We start from the raw sequence: 18013 nt of genomic DNA, 5'->3' as shown, positions 1-18013 counted from the left end.
GAGCAGGGGAGCAGGGGAGCAGGGGAGCAGTCCATCCTACCCATTGCCCATTGCTCCTCACCGCTTACCTCTCAATTCTTGCTTTTGACCTCTTGCCTATCACCTCACCAGGATGATATAATCAATGAAGTGGCTGATGTGGCTCGGTGGTAGAGCAGTGGCTTTAGCTCAGAAGCATCGGCGTGATGTGCCTCCTTGGCTCAGTGGTAGAGCAACGCACTTGTAATGCGTAGGTCATCGGTTCAAATCCGATAGGAGGCTTTTCTGAGATACCATAACCTTGATTCTGTAACGGCTTAGTGAGAAGGAATTGTGAACAGGAACTCTTCCGTGGCAAGAGTTTCAGTAATTTTTGTAATTTTTATTTCCCTTCGACTTTTCCAGACTTTTCAAGTCTTCAGGGGTATTGCAGTTAAACAAAACTTGGGGGTTACTCACCGCTAATTCCTCAACTGGATACTTTGCCAACCACTTCTGAAAGGAGCGCCCTCCCTGATTAATAAATCGAATCGCTAGGGGCAAAGAGTTGCGGCGATAAAAACCGCAGAGGGGTTCCCAGCCTTTAGCATTTCGGGGTAAGATTGCGATCGCATCTTTGGAAACCTTTGGTAACTCCAGCGCCCAATCTTGCAAAACCTGAACTTGAAGTTGGGGTAAATCGCAAGCCAAAAGAAGTACCCAATCCGTGTCAACATGAATCAATCCTTGGCAAAATCCCAATAGGGGACCGTGGGATTCTGTCATTCCGGGGGTAGTCACTTCCCGAATCACTTGGCAATCACGGGGTAAAATTTCCTGATATCGTTCTGGCCAGGGGGTGAGAACATAGACTTTACTGGTACAGGCAAGCCCAACCTGACAAATTTTTTTGAGGATGGGTACTCCATCAATATTAATCAGGGCTTTGTCTCGCCCCATCCGGGAACTCTGTCCCCCTGCTAGGACGATCGCGGATAATGAATTAGTCGATTCTGTCGCCACAACAGAAAGTTCATCGGCAATTTTCAGCCTTCCTCGCCGTACAGCATGTAGCATCCTGTCAATCGCACTTCTCTGTTCGGAGTCCAATTGCTCTGCTAACAAAGCTGCCATCAATCCGTAGCGATCAGCTTTGGTTATGTACCCGGAAGTCGTAGCTTGAGCGAATAGCTCAGAGAGAGCGCCGGGGATAAGAATTGGACACTGCATAGAAACGGGCCGGTGAACTCACTTCTCTATTAATATTCATTAAAATTTCGCCATTCACAGTGATGAGGCTCTATCCTCTATGAGATTTAGATCACTGAATTCGGTAAAATGACAGTAACCGTAGTACCTTTATCGATAATGCTATCCACCTGAATTTGACCGTGATGATTTTCTACGATTGCTTTTGCGATCGCTAAACCTAAACCCGAACCTGCTGTTGTATCATGGGGTCTAGCTGGATCTACTCGATAGAAGCGATCGAAAATATGGGGTAATCCAGATTCGGAAATCCCGATGCCATTATCTCGCACTTCCACCCGTAGGAGGGATTGCTTGTGTCTTCCTCCACCTTTACTAAGAGGATCTATCCGTTGCAATTCCACTTGTACCGATCCTCGATCTGAGGGGGGAGTATATTGTACTCCATTACTGACCAGATTTGTAAATAAACGAGCAAGCTGATTCCAGTCTCCCTGAATGGTAAAAATATCTTCATCCAATTTGAGATTTGGGATTTGGGATTGGGAATTTGGTTTGGGGTAATCGCTAACCTCTGATTTTCTATCGATAAATATATCGTTAGTTTCTCGGAGAGAAGACTCTATAAGATCGGACTTTAATCCTCTACTCGAATTTGCCAATTCAACTAAATATAAAGATAGTAAAATACCCTTTTTGTCAGCAATTAACTGTTGTTCTTCAATTACCTCCATCAGCAAATCATCAAGGTGTATGTTTTGCCACTCTGGTTGTACCATTCCGCTATCCACGCGAGCCAAAAATAGCAGATCGTTGACTAATCTTCCCAGTCTCTGGGTTAATCTTTCCACTACTTTAAGTTGCTGACGTTGCCATTGCTGATCCAGATCCGGATCGGCAAGAGCCACTTGTACTGTTGTCTGAATTGTCGCGATTGGATTTCTTAATTCGTGGGATGCGTCAGCGGTAAACTGTTTAAGACGCTGATAGGATTCTCGTACTGGTTTCATTGCTAATCCAGAAAGAAACCAACCAATTCCTGCTACTGATACGATCATCAAACTAATACCAATAGTCAGATCCCAAATGAGTTTCTGACTTGGTTTTGTTACCTCAAACCAAGGATGACTGACTCGCAAATAACCCAGAACATAGCGTCCAGTTTCGACTCGTTTTGTTAACTGTCTTAAGAGTTGATCTGCGGATAGATGTATGGTTTCTCCAGGTTGATTGGGATTTAAAGGAATATCTAGTGGTGTGGATAAAGTTGACCACAATAATTTGCCAGTTGGACTAAACCATTCTAAATCAATATGATCGTCTTCTACTGCTTTAGAATTATTATGAAAGCTTGCTTCTACATTAACTTGATAGGGAATGTAAGATTCTGCTACTTCTTCAAGTATCAGAGATCTTTCTACTACTTCTACTACATGATTGAGGGTATCATCGACTCGCTCAATTAAGGTATTGCGAACATAGAGATAAACAGTAGTGGCAAATAGTAATAGGAGTATTGCTGTTACGGTTGTATACCAAAGTGCCAGACGGCGACGAGTAGTTTGGAACATTAAGCAGAATCATAGAAGTATAAGAGTAATCCAGCTATCAGTGGATTAAATTGAAATATGGTGCAAGATTTTAGGTTAAACGAAAGTGAAACCCAACCTACACCGATATGCTATTTTAAATTTACAATTTGTTGCGCAAACCAAGCAGCCGCACTGGTATTTGTTCCTTCACTCAAGCGTTTTAGCGTTTGTTCCACCAGAGAAATCGGATTGAGTATCCTGTCAAAGTCAATAAATGGTTAAAAGGAACTCTTGATTATTTATTACGTTCCCAGAATAGCTTGCTAGTCATAGAAGCAAAAAACGATGACTTGACTAAATAAACCCCCTTTTTTTAGGGGGTTTGATAGATAAATTTACTTACCGATAATCCGCAGTCTGAATATTCCTCAACCGCGCTGCATCCCGCATCCCATATTCTGGACGACAGAAACGGTCAATTTGCGCCTCAAAAAATGCCCGATTCGCTTTCAAATGCTTTGGATTGGTATCATCTAAAGGATACAAAAGTGCAGTCCGCAAAGCTTGAAATACTGCTGAAGTTACGCAGTACATGGAACGCTGAAAGGTTACCGCAATTTGATTTAAAACATCATCCTCACCCCGACAACGTTGGGCATAAAATTCTTTCAGATAGGGAGGAAGAAAATGGAGCATATCCTGCATTAATAATGTGGGGGGAATTCCAGCAGTACCAACGGGGAATTTATCTGCATATAAAACCCCATAGTGGAAGTCTTTTTGCTCGCTAGGAACTTCATTTGCTTGGGCATTATAAGACTTAGTTCCTCTGAAAGGTGCGGTGCGATAGAAAACAGCTTCAACGTAGGGAAGTGCAGCTTCGTATAACCAAGTAAATCCTTTTGATTTGGGAATAATTTCATAGCATTCCCCTCGAATATAGGCGTGGTGGTAAATAGGGCGGCCTGCGATTGCAAATATCCCGTTTACGAGAAAGTTCATCGCCTCTGGTACAGTGGTAATTTTACCCTCATCATACAAATCCGATACTTCAAAGAAAACCGGAGCCATCACTTCCCAGAATAAGCCCAGATTACTATAATAAGATGCCTGACGGCATTGTTCTAAAAACATTTCTGGGAATAGTTTGTGAATTCCCAACATTAAGGGGTTCCCTTTAAAGTAAGCTTTGATAGCTTTATCGGCATTTGCTTTATATTCGTCTGAATCTAGATAGGGATCGAATTGGTTGACTGGGGCGTACATATTCCGATGCCAAAGCATTGCCCGCATACAAGCTTCAGCGAATTCCATATTAACGCGATCGTGCCACAAATGATGGAGTAACTTAGGTATTTTCCCAGTTTCACCCTTCTCCATAAATTCTAATAATTCTGGGTGGGCTGTGGCTTCGCCGCGCCAAACTCTTAAATCAGCATCATCGCCTGCGTAGTGATTGTGGAGATCTAAATATTCTTGAGGTAAGAAGTATTTAAAGAAGGGAAATGGCTCTAAAAATACTCGTTCACCGATGTATAATAAGTCCCTCCAGTAGAAGTCCATGGGGACAGCATAAGCTTTCCAGATCCCGATAATTTGCATGAGGTTTTCTGGGGTATCTGGTATCATTGCTCCGCCTGCTTCTAGGCGGTGGATGACTTCGGAAAATTCGTGTTGGGAGGGGGGGAGTTTGGTTTTTTGGAGGGTGGTTGTCATCGTTTTTTGTGAGTTTTTTTTTAACGCAGAGGGCGCAAAGGAGTTAGAAGTATGCTAGGTTTTGTCTAAATTATTGTAAATTCATCTTTCGTAGAACAGGCATCTTGCCTGTGTCACTAGCAAACGCATTTGTTTCCTGATAGTTGAGGGCGATTTGTCGATCAGTATTAGTGGAAATCATCGCAACTATAGCATCAGTAGTAGGTTCAGTCCATCGGACTAACCAGGTGGGTTGAATTCCTAAGAAGATGATGATAATTGCTAATAGGATAGCGGGGGCTTGTTCATTCCATTTTACTTGGGGATAATAGGCGGTGGTATTATCTAGTTTTCCGAAGCAGGTGCGGTTGAGAAGAATGACGAAGTAAACGGCGGTTAATCCGGAGGCAAATATACATAATAATGTTTGCCATGGGAAGACGGAATAACTGCCTTGGAATACTAGAAATTCAGCGATAAAACCTGCCATTCCGGGAATTCCGGAACTTGCCATTCCTCCTAAAATTAAGAGAGCGCTGGTGAGGGGCAATCCGCGCAGAGGATTCATTAATCCGTTGAGAATATCGAGATCTCTTGTACCTACTTTTGTTTCGATAATACCGACTAAGTAAAATAGAATGGCGAGGATTAAACCATGGCTAACCATTTGGGAAACTGCGCCCAAAAGTCCTAATGGAGTGAGGGCGGCGGCGGCAACTACAATATAGCCCATGTGACCGATGGAACTATAGGCTACCATCCGTTTAAGATCTTTTTGGGAGATTGCAGCTAGTGCGCCGTACATGACGCTGAATACCCCAATTATTGATAATCCAGGGGCGACAAGTGCCCAGGTTTCAGGGAATAGTTGTAAGCAAAATCTAATTAAGCCATAGGTTCCTAATTTTGCTACCATTCCTCCTAAGAGAATGGCTACTGCTGGTGATGCTTCAACATAGGCATCGGGTAACCAAGTATGTAAAGGAACTAGGGGTATTTTAATGCCGAATCCTATTACTAGAAGGCTGAGGAGAATCAGTTGGGTGATTAAGGGTAAGTCTTGAGTAGATATCCTATCGTAGTCGAAACTATTAGAGTGGGAAAGCCATGTCATTCCCAAAAATCCTGCCAAAATTAGTATCCCAGATACTGCTGTATAAATTAGGAACTTCATGGCTGCATATTCCCGCTTTTCTCCTCCCCAAATGGCAATGAGTAGGTAGAGTGGAATTAATATCAGTTCGTAAAATATGATGAACAGCAGTAAATTCTGAGCGAGTAATGCACCAACAACGCCCGCATTAACTAGGAAAATTAGTGCATATTTGAGGCTGAGTCGTTCAACATTAATCCTGGCGCTGAAGATGATAATGCCAGTCAGGAGACTACTTAAGGCTACTAAGGGAAATGATAGGCCATCTGTACCAAGTTTATAGCTTAAGCCGATTTGGGGAATCCAGGGTAAATATTCTTGAAACTGGAATCCTGAATTTGTTAAGTCAAATTGGGCGGCTAGCCATAGTGTAACCAGTAAGATGCCAGCAGTAATCGTTAATGCCACACCACGCAGTTTTTCTCCTGCTATATTTCCGGGAAAAAATCCTACTATTCCAGCCCCTATTAAGGGCAGTAAAATTAAGCTACTCAGCATAGTTTATTATTTTGGATTGTTTGTTTTTTGTTATTGGTCATTTGTTCTTTGTTATTTATGGAGAGATATAGTCACTAATTTTTTTCTAATTAATCAAAAAAAACAATGATTAATAACCCAACATCGATGACAAATGACCAATAACTAATGACCAATGACCGTTAATTAACTAACAGTCGTTACTTTTCCGGTATCCAAATCGTAGTATCCGCCAATTATTTTGAGTTTGCCTTCATCAATTAATTTGGACAGTACCGGAGATTCTTTTAATCGATCCGCTTGGAGTAAAACATTGGCTTTGGCAGTGTTTTCTAACTGATCGCCGGATTGACCATCTGCCCTTGCTATAGAGGGTCGAATTGCATCTAGCAAACTGGCAATTTGACCGGGTACTTGAGCGCCTTTTATAGTCGCATCTACTGCACCACATCGCTCGTGCCCCAGGACTACAATCACTTTTGCGCCTAATACTAATGTGCCAAATTCAAGGCTACCAATTTCTTCGGGAGTTGCCACATTTCCGGCAACTCTACATACGAATAAATCTCCTAATCCTTGATCAAAAACAATCTCAGCCGGAACTCTTGAATCGGCGCAGCCGAGGATAGCCGCAAATGGTTTTTGTCCTTTGGCTACTGTTGCTAACCGTATGAGATCTCGGTTGAGGTTGATCGATCTTCCTTTGGTAAATCTTTCGTTACCTCTCATTAAAATGTCTATGGCTTCGTCTGGACTTACGTCATTGTCAGCCATAGCTTTTTCAGGACTAATTAGTTGAGAACCTAATCCTGCTGTTAGTACTCCTGTCCCTACTACCCCTGCACCAAACTTAAGTAAGTTCCGTCTTGAGAGATCTGGAATATAATTTTTAGCGTTCATCAAATCTTCCTTCCTTTCAATTTACTATTAAGCCAAATTTTATAACATTATTTGGCTCAAGTACACACAACCAAACATCAAAATTTACATTCTGCCATCCAGGTAATAGGCAAGAATAAACGGGGTATCTTGTCAAGCTATTTTCCCCCAATCTCCAATTTATCCCCCACCAACAATTAGTGAAAGCTGAGATAAAAAAGGCCAACTCAATAGAATCCCAAACAAAGCAATACCTAAGAGAATATTCAGGGCATAAAACTGGCTTTGACCCGAAACATTGTATTTTAAGCTTTGTCCGCTGAAGACGGTGACAATTCCCACTAAATTAACTGCTCCATCCACAATATAACGATCTACCCAGTAGATAATTTGGGAAATTAATCCAACAGTAAATACAATTGTGACGCGGTAAATTTGTTGGGTGTAAAAGTCGTATGCGAATAAGTTCTGCAATGGTTTTGGCACAAAGCTTATCGGTTTTTTCCAGCTATTATTCAGATAAATTAGTGCCCCAATTCCGCAACCAATCGCACTCGATAATATCAGTCCTCCAGCTACAGTTGTATTGATGGTTTCCCAATTAGGTAATAGATGCCATTGCCATAGCATAATGGGAACATGTAAAGTAAAACCCATTAAAACTAGCATGGGAAATACCATAGGCCAATGAACTTCTGGACATCGTTCAGTCATTTGTTTAGCTTTGCCACCAAAGATTAAACCAAAGACACGCATTAAGCTTAAGCTAGCCAGTCCATTTACTAATAACAACACCCAAAATAACCAGGGTTTAGTGGTAGAAAGATGGTCGCCTAATTCCTCTAATGCCCAAAAGCCACCAAAGGGAGGAATTGCTACTAATCCAGCAGCACCAACTAAATAGGATAATCCAGAAGCTGGTCTTTTTGACCACAAACCACCTAATTGAGTCACATCTTGGGTAATACTATTCCAAACTACCACACCAATACTCATTACTAATAAACCCATAGCAACCGCGTAGGTTAATAGTAATAATAAAGCCGCCTGACTTTCTCCAATTCCGGCAGCCACAAAGATTAAACCCATGTAGGCACTGACAAGATAGGAAAGAGTCCGTTTGACATCAATTTGTGCGATCGCAACCATTACCGCACCTATCGCTGTCACTGTCCCAATTAAGACTGTAGCTGATTCAGCAAAGGGTGAAAGGGCAATAATTGGTTGGAGTTTAATTAAAACCCAAGCACCTGTCCCCACAACTACAGCATTCCGTAAAATTGTACTGGGAACCGGACCTTCCATCGCTTCATCTAACCACAAATGGAGGGGAAATTGAGCGCATTTACCCATCGGCCCAGCAATTAAAGCTAAACCTAATAATGTGGCAACAGTTGGATCTAAATCCGCAGTTTTTGCCCATTCAGCTAACTCTGTAAAATTCCATGTTTTTGATAAAGGATAGAGGGCAATTACTCCCATTAATAGGAATAAATCTCCCACCCGTTTAGTTAGAAACGCATCTCTAGCACCTGTTACCACCAAGGATTGATTAAACCAAAATCCTACTAGTAGGTAAGTACCGAGGGTGAGAATCTCCAGAACCATGTAGCTGAAAAATAGGGAATTTGAAAGGGCGAGGGCACACATTCCGCCTTCAAAGAATGCCAGCAATGAATAAAATCGCGCCCATCCCCAATCCATCTCCATGTACCCAATGGCGTAAACTTGGGCAAGTAAGTTTATTCCTGTAATTACCAGAGTTGCGGTAATCGTAATTGAAGATAATTCAACTGGAATAGTCAAATCTAAATCAGCGACTTGCAGCCAAGGAATGAATAATTCTTGGGCAGGTTGATTCCAAGTCGCTTTAAGGGCAATTAACCCATGTAAAAACGCTAGCAGCGTCATCACCGTACTAATATAACCAGATGGTCTAGGTCCGGTACGGCGAATCACTCCTGGTGACCAAGGAATAACTAAAATTATACCAATCAGCGGGTAGCAAGGAATTAACCAAGCTATTTGTAGTAAGAATTGATCCATCAACATTACCTCATTTAGGTACAAAAATCCTATCTTCAGTACCAGCAGCACTAAAGCACGCCTCCGCAGAACAGTAGCTCTTGCAGAGCGGGTTAAGTTTTTTTTAATCTTTCCTATTTAAGTGTAAGGGTTAGGTGGCAAAAATAAAATGATTAAACGAAAAAAATCGGCAATCGCGACATTAAAGACTGCTTATCTAGAAAAAACCATTGAGAATACCAATGGTAACCATTTATTTTAGTCAATAGAAGGAACCATTAAGCTATCGTAACTCAGCATAAACTAGAGAAACCCGGTTTCTTCAAGAAACCGGGTTTCTGGTGTGTACTTCAGGGTTTCTGGTGTGTACTTCATGCAACTGAAAATCGCGATAGAAACTTTCCTACCCACACCCCACACCCCCTTGGCAGTCAATTCCGCTCCTCAAATAGTTCCAGCATCTCGTCAAAAAGCGGTTCACCAGCACGGGTTTCCAGAATCGAGCGGGCTAATTCAATAAACGCCCTATCCTGGTACTGGTTATTCTCAATCAGTTTGCTACCAGGATGGAAACTCAAGTCATCTTGGTACAATTCATTTGTCCCGCCAGTTTGCAAAGAAGAGAAGTGGGGTTGCCAAGAAATGGATTTCCCCCGCAATGTAAACTGAAACCACTCAATTTTGCCTTCGCGCAATTCCACAGTCACATCAAAATAAGACTCTCCCCCCTGATACCAGACTTTAGTCATGCCCTCCTTGCTTGGGAGTAGTCTCTGATCGATTTTTCGTAGTGAAGCGCCTAGTCCCGCAATTTCATCTCGATCCATTAGGGTCTGTATCTACCTAGTTCATTTCATTCTAGATGATTTGGGTAGCCAATCGCTGAGGAGTTGAGCTATGGAGTAGGGACAGATGACTGGAAAGGTGGCAATATCTATTCCAGTTTGTCGTGCGGCTTCTCGACGCGCTCTTGTATATTCCTTGTCAATAATTTGCTCCGGATAGTTTTTTAGGCTAGGACTATCCTCAATCTTACGGCGAATTTGGGAACGACCATCATTAATTGAATCTAACCAGCTATCAGATTGTCGGTTGGGTTGATATTCCCACTTTAGTAGATGAATCATAATTCGTTCCATCTGAGAACCGATGGCACTGCGTTCACTTTTGCCCAAATCCTCAACCTCTTCAATCAAATGATCCCAGTCAACTTCTGCCCATCGTTGTTCGCGAAGGAGTTGAGCAGTGCGATTAGCCCATGCTGTCAAATCAGTATCGTAGGTGGCCAACATTGCTTTACCTAAGTGCTAAGTCTTTTTCCATATTAGCAATCTTTACACTACTTCGGATATGTCTAATAGATATCTCCAGGAATTAGGTTTTGAGCTAGACAGGGTAAGGGTTTGAGATTCTATTTTGGAGATGTCTAATGTAGATTGTGGAAAATTGTCGCTCGCGATTAGCCGCCTACAAGACGTATTGCATAATCTGTAGAGTTAGTAGTTTTTATTGATGAATCGATCGCTATTTTGTGTATCATTAAGTAAGCCCATCTGAAAAAACAGAATACCGAGATTACCGACTTCTTCAAGAAATCGGTAATCTAATAGAAGAGGGTTTTGGATTTAATTAGGTTGACCTAATTAAGAGCAATCTGCTTCCAGCAGCGCTAGGCTAACGCCGAGCAACGCTTACGCTATCGCAACTTAATTCAGCTAAGATTTAAGAAACAGCTTGAGATTCCTGATATGTCGGAAAATCAGTGTAACCTTCTGGACCAAAAGAATACCAGGCAGACATTTCAGCAGGTGGATTGAGTGGCCAATTGTGGGCAAAACGCTCTACCAAATCGGGATTACTGATAAATGGACGACCAAAAGCAATTAAGTCAGAAACTCCGCTAGAAATCGCAGCTTCACCATCCTTCTGAGTATATCCGCAGTTGCCGATCAGCGGTCCTGAAAATACCTCCCGAAACTCCCCTAGTGTCATCGGCGCTCCCAATTCGTGAAAACCGAAACCCAAACCATCCATCAAGTGAAGATAAGCTAAATTGTAAGGATTTAACTGTTCAGCAACATAGAGAAAAGTTTCTCGATAATCTGGCGAACCCATATCATTGAAAACGCCGTTAGGAGACAGCCGAACTCCAACTCGATTGGCTGGCCAAACTGTCAGAATCGCTTCGACAATTTCCTTAAGAAAACGATAGCGATTTTCGACTACACCGCCGTAGGCATCACTTCTGTGATTAGTTTTAGATTGCAGGAATGTATCGATTAGATAGCCGTTAGCACCGTGAATTTCCACACCATCGAAACCAGCCATTTTTGCCCTTTCTGCTCCCTTGCGATAATCCTCTACAATTAGCGGTATTTCATCTATTTCTAGAGCGCGGGGAGTTTCGTAAGGTTGTTTACCGATGGGGGTATGAATTTCGTCGCCATTTATTTTGAGCGCAGAGGGTGCAACTGGCAATTGATTATTTGGATAAAAGCTACTGTGGGAGGCTCGCCCGCAGTGCCAAAGCTGCAAGAAAATCGGTGTTTCGCCAACAGCAGCCTTCACCTCTTTCCAAGCTTCGCCCTGCTCATCTGAATAAATACCGGGCGTATTCACCCAGCCGTTAGCTTGAGCAGAAATCACGGTAGCCTCTGTAACAATTAAACCTGCTCCGGCTCTCTGAGCGTAATACTTTGCCATTAGGGTATTAGGCATCCGCGTTTCACCTGCTCTAGCTCGCGTCATCGGAGCCATCACTACCCGGTTTTTTAAGAGTAAATCTCCCAGTTTAAAGGGTTTTAGAAGGCTTGGAGATGTTGTTTGAGTATTCATGGGAGGAATTTGGATAAATTAGAAGTGCGATCGCTCTCAGCATAACTTGAAAATAGAAGAAGTTTGAGCCTATCTAGCTAAATAATCGCTGCACCTCGATCGCCAGATCGGGAAAAGACAACGATGAAATGATACCATCAACTGCCGTTACCACTTCTTGAGTTGCAGCATCTTTTACTTCGATATGTGGGTTATATTGCCTCCGCTTCTGCTGCCATGATTAATGCGGATGCGGGATGCCAATACTCGCGGATGTCTCCAGCAAGATATAGAGATCCAGTTATCCATACCAAATCATTTAGCTTGGCACTAGACACAGCGTACTTAACAGCGTCTATTGGGTTATGAATGATCGAGGATGGCAGGTTTGGATTAATACTCTTAATAATCTCCGCCAACTCTTCAGGTGAACAGGGTTCCCATAGCCCTTTAATCCGAAATGCCGTCACTATTATAGACTTGGTATTAACCAGAAGACAAGGCAATATATCTTTAGCGACTTTCCCCTCTTTCAGAGAAAAAACCACAATTTTTTCTTTGTCACCAAATAAATTATTAATTGCCCGTGAAGCCGATGCCATTTTATCTGGATTGTGAGCGCCATCAAGTATTACAAGTGGTTGGGTTTGTAATATTTCCATTCTGCCGGGAATCGAGGCGATGGCTAATCCTTTTTTCACAGCAATATCAGATACTTTGCCTTGTAAAAATAGATAGGCTGCTGCAACGGCACAAGCTCCATTAGATGCCTGAAACTCTCCCAGCATCTTTAGAGATAAGTTATCGTAGACTTTATCTGGAAGGTTTACGGTTAATAAACCACAGTTAAAACTAAATGTAAAATCTTTTCCCAACTGCCACAAACCAGCGTTTTTCTCTTGGCAGCGTTGTTTAACAATCTCTTGGGTAGTTTCTTGAGAAAATCCACATACTACCTTTTGACTGTCTTTAATAATGCCAGCTTTATCTTGGGAGATTTCTTCTATAGTATCTCCCAGAATTTCTGTATGATCTAAACCTACGCTTGTCAAGACTGATACTTGTGAGGACAATAGGTTGGTTGCATCAAGCCTTCCTCCTAAACCTACTTCGATAATTGCCACGTCAACCTGTTGGGCTTCAAACAAGCAGAATGCCAAAGCTACTTGCGCTTCAAAGTAACTGGGCTTACCGAATGGGTTGTCTCGCGCAACTCGATCGATAGCTGGTTTTACTCGTTCAAATATCTCTGCAAGTTTAGTTGTTGCCACTGGCTGACAATTAATCTGGTATCTCTCATTAATAATCTGTAAATGTGGAGATAAATGTAGCCCGGTTTTATACCCTTGGGCGGTGAGAATTGAGGCAATCAGCATTGAGGTAGAGCCTTTGCCTGAAGTTCCGCCAACATGGATTGACTTAAAGGAATTATGGGGATTTCCCAAAACTTCCATAAGATGAGTAATCCGTTCTAACTTCATATTAATGTCTTTGTTAAAACGAACTTTAGGAATCAGATTTGTCAAATCATCTTCTAGCTTTTGATAAGTAAGTAATACTTCTTCCCTGTTGTCAATCATTATCCTCAGAAAATTATTCAATAGTTAGTCTTTAGTCTGTCCATGGAAACTGTAACCGGAATCTAGACTAGAAGCAAAATGCTGCATTTTGTTCCAGAAACTTCAGGACTTTTCTATATAGAGTTTTTACACGTTCAGTTTGATCGTCTCCAATTGCCGCATAGTTGTCAAGTCCTGGTGCGCCATTCACTTCAATTACCCAGTAATTTTCTGATAATGTTTCTTCAGCGTTTGGACACATAATATCAACTCCACACAGCCGCAAGCCCATGGTTTTGGCAATTTTGATAGCTAAATCAGCGTAAGAATAGTGTAGAGTATCCGTTACATCAATGGCATCTCCCCCTGTAGACAAGTTAGCGTTATCAAGCAAAATTAGACTCTCTCCCTTCGATATAACACTATCTCTAGTTAAGCCCAAATACTCTAATTTTGCCCAAATCCGAAAATCTTCTGGCCGAATCTCAGCATTAGGACGACCTAAATCCGGAAATTTAGATTGTTTCTGGAGAATAAGAGATTCAATTGTAGATTTACCATCTCCAGTCACAGTGAGGGGCAAACGTTGATATGCTGAAATAATTTCATCTCCCAAAACTACAATACGGTAATCTTTTCCAATACATAATTCCTGAACCAGCATTACATTTGTTCTTTCAAAGATCATCTCAGCAACTGAGCGCAGATCGTCATCATTATGAACCTTGCAGACAAGTGCGCCTTGGCTAAGGTTATTGGGCTTAACAATGACTGGATATCCCATCTCATACCCATACTTACAGGCTGATTCAATATCGCGTCGTTTATCTATGTCGAGATTGGGCAGAAGCCTTTCTGAAAAAAAAGTTTGACCACGAGGAACTCTAAATCCGTACTTTGTCAGGAGATAACTTGTGTATCCTTTATCCTTAGCAATCCCGCCTGCACCTGCTAAATTAATATTGAGATCGGTATTTCTGAACAAATGCTTCCTGCCATTTGAGAAAATTATTTCTCCAGCAAACTCAAACTCAGGCTCAAGTTCCACACGGGCATTGATTTCTGGTGCTAGATACTCAATAAGTTTGGAGGTGTAAGGGTATTTCATACACAGGGCTTTCTGTAAATTGAACCATTGTCATCATAACGCTTAGAGCGCCAAACTCACACCCAGATATAATTCATCCATCGCAATTTCTAGAGATTTTTGTTATAACCCCTGTTCCCAACCTTCCGTCTTTGAGTGTCATAGTTATTATTCTCTTTTGATAAGCCGTTATCAAATTACCGCAAAACTTTCAAATTATTCATCGCTGACAGCACCGTATCCGCTTGCTTATATCCGCCATTCTTCAGGTTATTATAGTGAGTTTCCAGTAAGGAAATATCTCCTCGTTTCCAATCTGAGGAAGTTGAGGATATCGGGTATATATTCGGCTGCGACTGAACCCATATTTGTCATAGCTTTTGCTGCATTGCTGCGAACATCTGAGTTAACCTTTTCATCTATTTACTATAGCTATTGCTCCATCGCCACGAATAAATGAGTCAACCTTTTCATCTCTAAGTAAGTTAACAGCTATCAAAGCGATATTCTCTGGTTTCTTCAGCATCGCTTTCAAATCTTGCCGTTCATATTCTGTTAATTTCCAGAAAGCATATTGCTTCACTTTTGGATAACTGTCATCAAGTGCCGCAATTATCCCATCAATTTGCCAAGGTTGGGCTTTTGGCTTGGGTATTTCTTGGGCACTCACCCAAGGGAGACAAAGGAGGAGGGTGAGGAATAGGGTAAAAGGGAAAAGGAATAAGGGTTTTCTGATTTTGTTGATAAGTTTAAACATGGTTGGGGTTACGCCCTGGAAGTTTGATTTTAATGAATCTGTTTTCAGATTAGTCGATTTTTCGGGTAGCAGCGGTAGAATATAGCTAAAGTCAGTTAAAACTGACTAAAATTATGGTAAAAATTGAAAAATATAGTAAAAGTCACCCATTCAAAAGTCAATTTTTCACAGCAAGCAGTTAAATATTTCTGGCGTTTAAGGATGTCCTAACCTCCTTGGTTACTGCGATAATCTTCCAGTCGGTTTCAACCGACTTTAGCTATTAGACAGGGATTAAAATCCCTGTCGGGTGTTAATGTACGCACATTTCTCCCTCACCCCTCCCCCAGCCGACTAAATAAATCAGCCAAAATACTATTAGAAAACAAAAAACCCTCCGGATCGTTCAATCTCAACCACCCATCCATCGGCAAATCCCCCACCAATTCCACTCCCAAAACTTGACCCTCTATCCCCATAACTTCCACCCAACCTTTGCGGTAATAAGGCTCCACCGTTACCCAAATTTCCGCTAAAATCTCTTCCCCAAACTCCTCTGTTAACCCAGCCAAACTCAAACCATCAGCCAAGCGCATTCCTAACATTAAAGTTTCTAACAATACATCATTTTCAGAAAGTTCCCCACCAGCCAAAACCCCACCCGCTTTAATAAATTCCTCTACCCAGCTATAATATTCATCTTTCCTACGAGGTCGAGTGAACCGACACCCCCCCACATAACTAGCAGCCCCCATCCCAAATCCGTAATAAGGGCGGTTTTCCCAATAAACCCGATTGTGACGACATTGATGACCGGGCAAAGCATAGTTGGATACTTCATAATGCTGATAACCCGCACTCGTGAGGATTTGCTGGGCGAGGCGATACATGTCAGCAGTTGTCTCATCGGCAGGTAAAGGATTTTGTCCGGGATTATACTTCCGTCCAAAAGCTGTAACTGGTTCTACCACTAAGTCATAACAAGATATGTGGTTCGGGGCAATCTCCACCGCTGCTACTAAAGATGCTTGCCACTCTTCCATAGTTTGATGGGGCAATCCCGAAATTAAATCCAAGCTAAAGTCGGGAACCCCCACTTGGCGAATTAATTCTACAGCAGCGAATATATCATTAAGGTCGTGCGATCGCCCACAAGCGACTAGTAGTTGTTCCTGAAATGCCTGAACCCCTAGACTGATGCGATTTACCCCCGCATTCCGGTATCCTTGAAGTTGCTCTTTGGTAAATGTGCCTGGGTCCATTTCCATGGAAATCTCAGCACCTTCAGCAATACCAAAATGCTCATCCAAGGTATCAATAATCTGTTGTAGCTGTGCCACCGATAGGAGGGAAGGCGTACCACCACCAAAGAAAACAGTTTGTAAAGATTTATTGAGAGTAGGTGCGATCTTGATTTCTCGACATAATACTGCCACATATTCTGCGATCGGATGAGAATTACTGCCTGTTTGGCCATCGCCTACCACAGATATGGGAAAATCACAGTAGTAGCACCGACGGCGGCAGAAGGGAATGTGAACGTAGGCGGAAGTCGGCTTGTCACACATAATCGATTGGTTTGAACGATCTAACACTTGCTTTTGGTTACCCGCCTTAACTTATCTAGTCAATTCTTAATCTCTGATTAACAGTTGTTAATTAAATTAGTTTTTTTAGCTATTGAATCAATATATACTAATAGCGATCGCAAGATAAAATCCTCGAAAAGATATAATGAATACGATCGCTAAGTATCATTTTCTGCCTACTAAATTCCTTCAGGAATTGCCAAATCTATTATTCGGAGCGAAACAATGCTTGATTTTGTCATTATTCTTCTATTTATCCTAGCAGCCGCAGGCGTAGGCTTCGATAGCGTTCAGTTGTTGCCAAACTCCGTACAGGAGCAGGTGAGCAATATCGAGGCTTTGCGCTGGATTACAGCAGGCTTTGCAGCCCTAATTGGCTTTGGGGTTGGGTTAACTGTCCAAGTCACCTATCGTCGCTTGGAAGCGCGGGTGCGCGAACTACCCATTGAGGTAATTTTAACTAGAGCCGTCGGTTTGGTCATCGGACTCCTGTTAGCTAATTTAATGCTGGCTCCCATTTTCTTGCTCCCTTTCCCCTCGGAGTTTTCCTTTATTAAGCCCATAGCAGGAATTTTAGGGAGTATCATGTTCGCCTTCTTGGGTGTTAGTCTGGCTGATACTCATGGTCGAACCTTCCTCCGGCTGATTAACCCTAATAGCCTGGAATCCATTTTAGTGGCAGAAGGTACGCTGAAATCGGCATCTAGTAAGATTTTAGATACGAGCTGCATTATTGATGGTCGCATCGAGGAATTGCTCAAGACTGGTTTTATTGAAGGTCAAATCCTCGTATCTCAGTTTGTCTTGCAAGAGTTACAGCAGCTAGCAGATGCTGCTAACGACCAAAAGCGTGCCCGGGGACGACGGGGGTTGGATATTTTGAAGCAGATGCAAAAAGCTTTCCCGGAGCGTCTCGTCATTCACCCAGCAGATTACGAGGATATTCACACCGTAGATGCCAAATTAGTGCGTTTTGCCCAGGAAATCAACGGTATGCTCTTGACAAATGACTATAACCTGAGTAAAGTCGCTAATTTACAGAAAGTCCCCGTCCTGAATGTGAATGACCTCGCTCAGGCAGTCCGTCCGATTTACCTGCCAGGTGACGGTTTAGACCTGAAAATACTTAAGGAAGGTAAAGAACCTACCCAAGGCATTGGCTATCTGGGAGATGGCACCATGGTTGTGGTGGAAGAAGGACGGCAATATCAGGGCAGTGAAGTAAGGGTAATTGTCACATCCGCCTTACAGACTTCAGCCGGAAGAATGATTTTTGCCCGTCCCGCTGCTTCTGTTATGG

The 18013-nt window shown here is 42.3% G+C and carries 14 protein-coding genes and 1 tRNA gene; 2 read left to right on the top strand and 13 right to left on the bottom strand.

Translation table 11 applies throughout. The features are described from left to right. The first annotated feature begins 189 nt into the window (after positions 1-189). Positions 190-261: transfer RNA gene (locus NJ959_RS11895), tRNA-Thr, on the top strand. A gap of 81 nt (positions 262-342) precedes the next feature. On the opposite strand, the gene NJ959_RS11890 is transcribed toward NJ959_RS11895, so the two are convergent. The 13 genes from NJ959_RS11890 to hemW form a co-directional block, all read right to left on the bottom strand. Further along, entirely contained in the window at positions 343-1188 is an 846-nt protein-coding gene (locus NJ959_RS11890) for a molybdenum cofactor guanylyltransferase (protein ID WP_309242608.1), read from the bottom strand. An 86-nt stretch (positions 1189-1274) separates the two neighbouring features. Further along, a complete protein-coding gene (locus NJ959_RS11880; protein ID WP_254011966.1) occupies positions 1275-2738 on the bottom strand; it encodes a sensor histidine kinase in 1464 nt (487 codons plus the stop codon). A 360-nt stretch (positions 2739-3098) separates the two neighbouring features. After that, positions 3099-4415 (bottom strand): CO2 hydration protein, encoded by a 1317-nt coding sequence (locus NJ959_RS11875; RefSeq protein WP_254011965.1) that lies wholly within the window; start codon positions 4413-4415, stop codon positions 3099-3101. Between the two features lie 70 nt (positions 4416-4485). Beyond that, positions 4486-6045 carry an NADH-quinone oxidoreductase subunit M gene (locus NJ959_RS11870; protein ID WP_254011964.1) on the bottom strand — a complete coding sequence of 520 codons (1560 nt, stop codon included), beginning with the start codon at positions 6043-6045 and terminating at the stop codon, positions 4486-4488. A gap of 165 nt (positions 6046-6210) precedes the next feature. Continuing rightward, positions 6211-6924: a carbonic anhydrase gene (locus tag NJ959_RS11865; RefSeq protein WP_254011963.1), complete on the bottom strand. Its 714-nt coding sequence runs from the start codon at positions 6922-6924 to the stop codon at positions 6211-6213. A 159-nt stretch (positions 6925-7083) separates the two neighbouring features. Then, positions 7084-8949 (bottom strand): NAD(P)H-quinone oxidoreductase subunit F, encoded by a 1866-nt coding sequence (locus NJ959_RS11860; RefSeq protein WP_254011962.1) that lies wholly within the window; start codon positions 8947-8949, stop codon positions 7084-7086. A 410-nt stretch (positions 8950-9359) separates the two neighbouring features. Beyond that, positions 9360-9677 (bottom strand): hypothetical protein, encoded by a 318-nt coding sequence (locus NJ959_RS11855; protein ID WP_254011961.1) that lies wholly within the window; start codon positions 9675-9677, stop codon positions 9360-9362. A gap of 99 nt (positions 9678-9776) precedes the next feature. After that, on the bottom strand, positions 9777-10220 hold the full coding sequence (locus tag NJ959_RS11850; RefSeq protein WP_254011960.1) for a DUF29 domain-containing protein: 444 nt from the start codon (positions 10218-10220) through the stop codon (positions 9777-9779). Positions 10221-10650: 430 nt separating this feature from the next. Then, positions 10651-11763, bottom strand: a complete 1113-nt coding sequence (locus tag NJ959_RS11845) for an alkene reductase (RefSeq protein WP_254011959.1) — start codon at positions 11761-11763, stop codon at positions 10651-10653. A 191-nt stretch (positions 11764-11954) separates the two neighbouring features. Then, entirely contained in the window at positions 11955-13322 is a 1368-nt protein-coding gene (locus tag NJ959_RS11840; protein WP_254011958.1) for a bifunctional folylpolyglutamate synthase/dihydrofolate synthase, read from the bottom strand. A gap of 67 nt (positions 13323-13389) precedes the next feature. Further along, positions 13390-14409: a cyanophycin synthetase gene (locus tag NJ959_RS11835; protein WP_254011957.1), complete on the bottom strand. Its 1020-nt coding sequence runs from the start codon at positions 14407-14409 to the stop codon at positions 13390-13392. A 394-nt stretch (positions 14410-14803) separates the two neighbouring features. After that, positions 14804-15145 (bottom strand): hypothetical protein, encoded by a 342-nt coding sequence (locus NJ959_RS11830; protein ID WP_254011956.1) that lies wholly within the window; start codon positions 15143-15145, stop codon positions 14804-14806. A gap of 314 nt (positions 15146-15459) precedes the next feature. Continuing rightward, positions 15460-16692, bottom strand: a complete 1233-nt coding sequence (gene hemW, locus NJ959_RS11825) for a radical SAM family heme chaperone HemW (protein ID WP_254011967.1) — start codon at positions 16690-16692, stop codon at positions 15460-15462. 246 nt (positions 16693-16938) lie between these two features. On the opposite strand from hemW, the gene NJ959_RS11820 reads away from it, so the two are divergent. After that, positions 16939-18013, top strand: a 1075-nt coding sequence (locus NJ959_RS11820; protein ID WP_254011955.1) for a PIN/TRAM domain-containing protein, incomplete at its 3' end; no start/stop codon positions are given.

The organism is Limnofasciculus baicalensis BBK-W-15, assembly GCF_024178385.1.
Taxonomy (GTDB): domain Bacteria; phylum Cyanobacteriota; class Cyanobacteriia; order Cyanobacteriales; family Coleofasciculaceae; genus Limnofasciculus; species Limnofasciculus baicalensis.
This window is presented reverse-complemented; position numbering and strand designations above follow the sequence as displayed.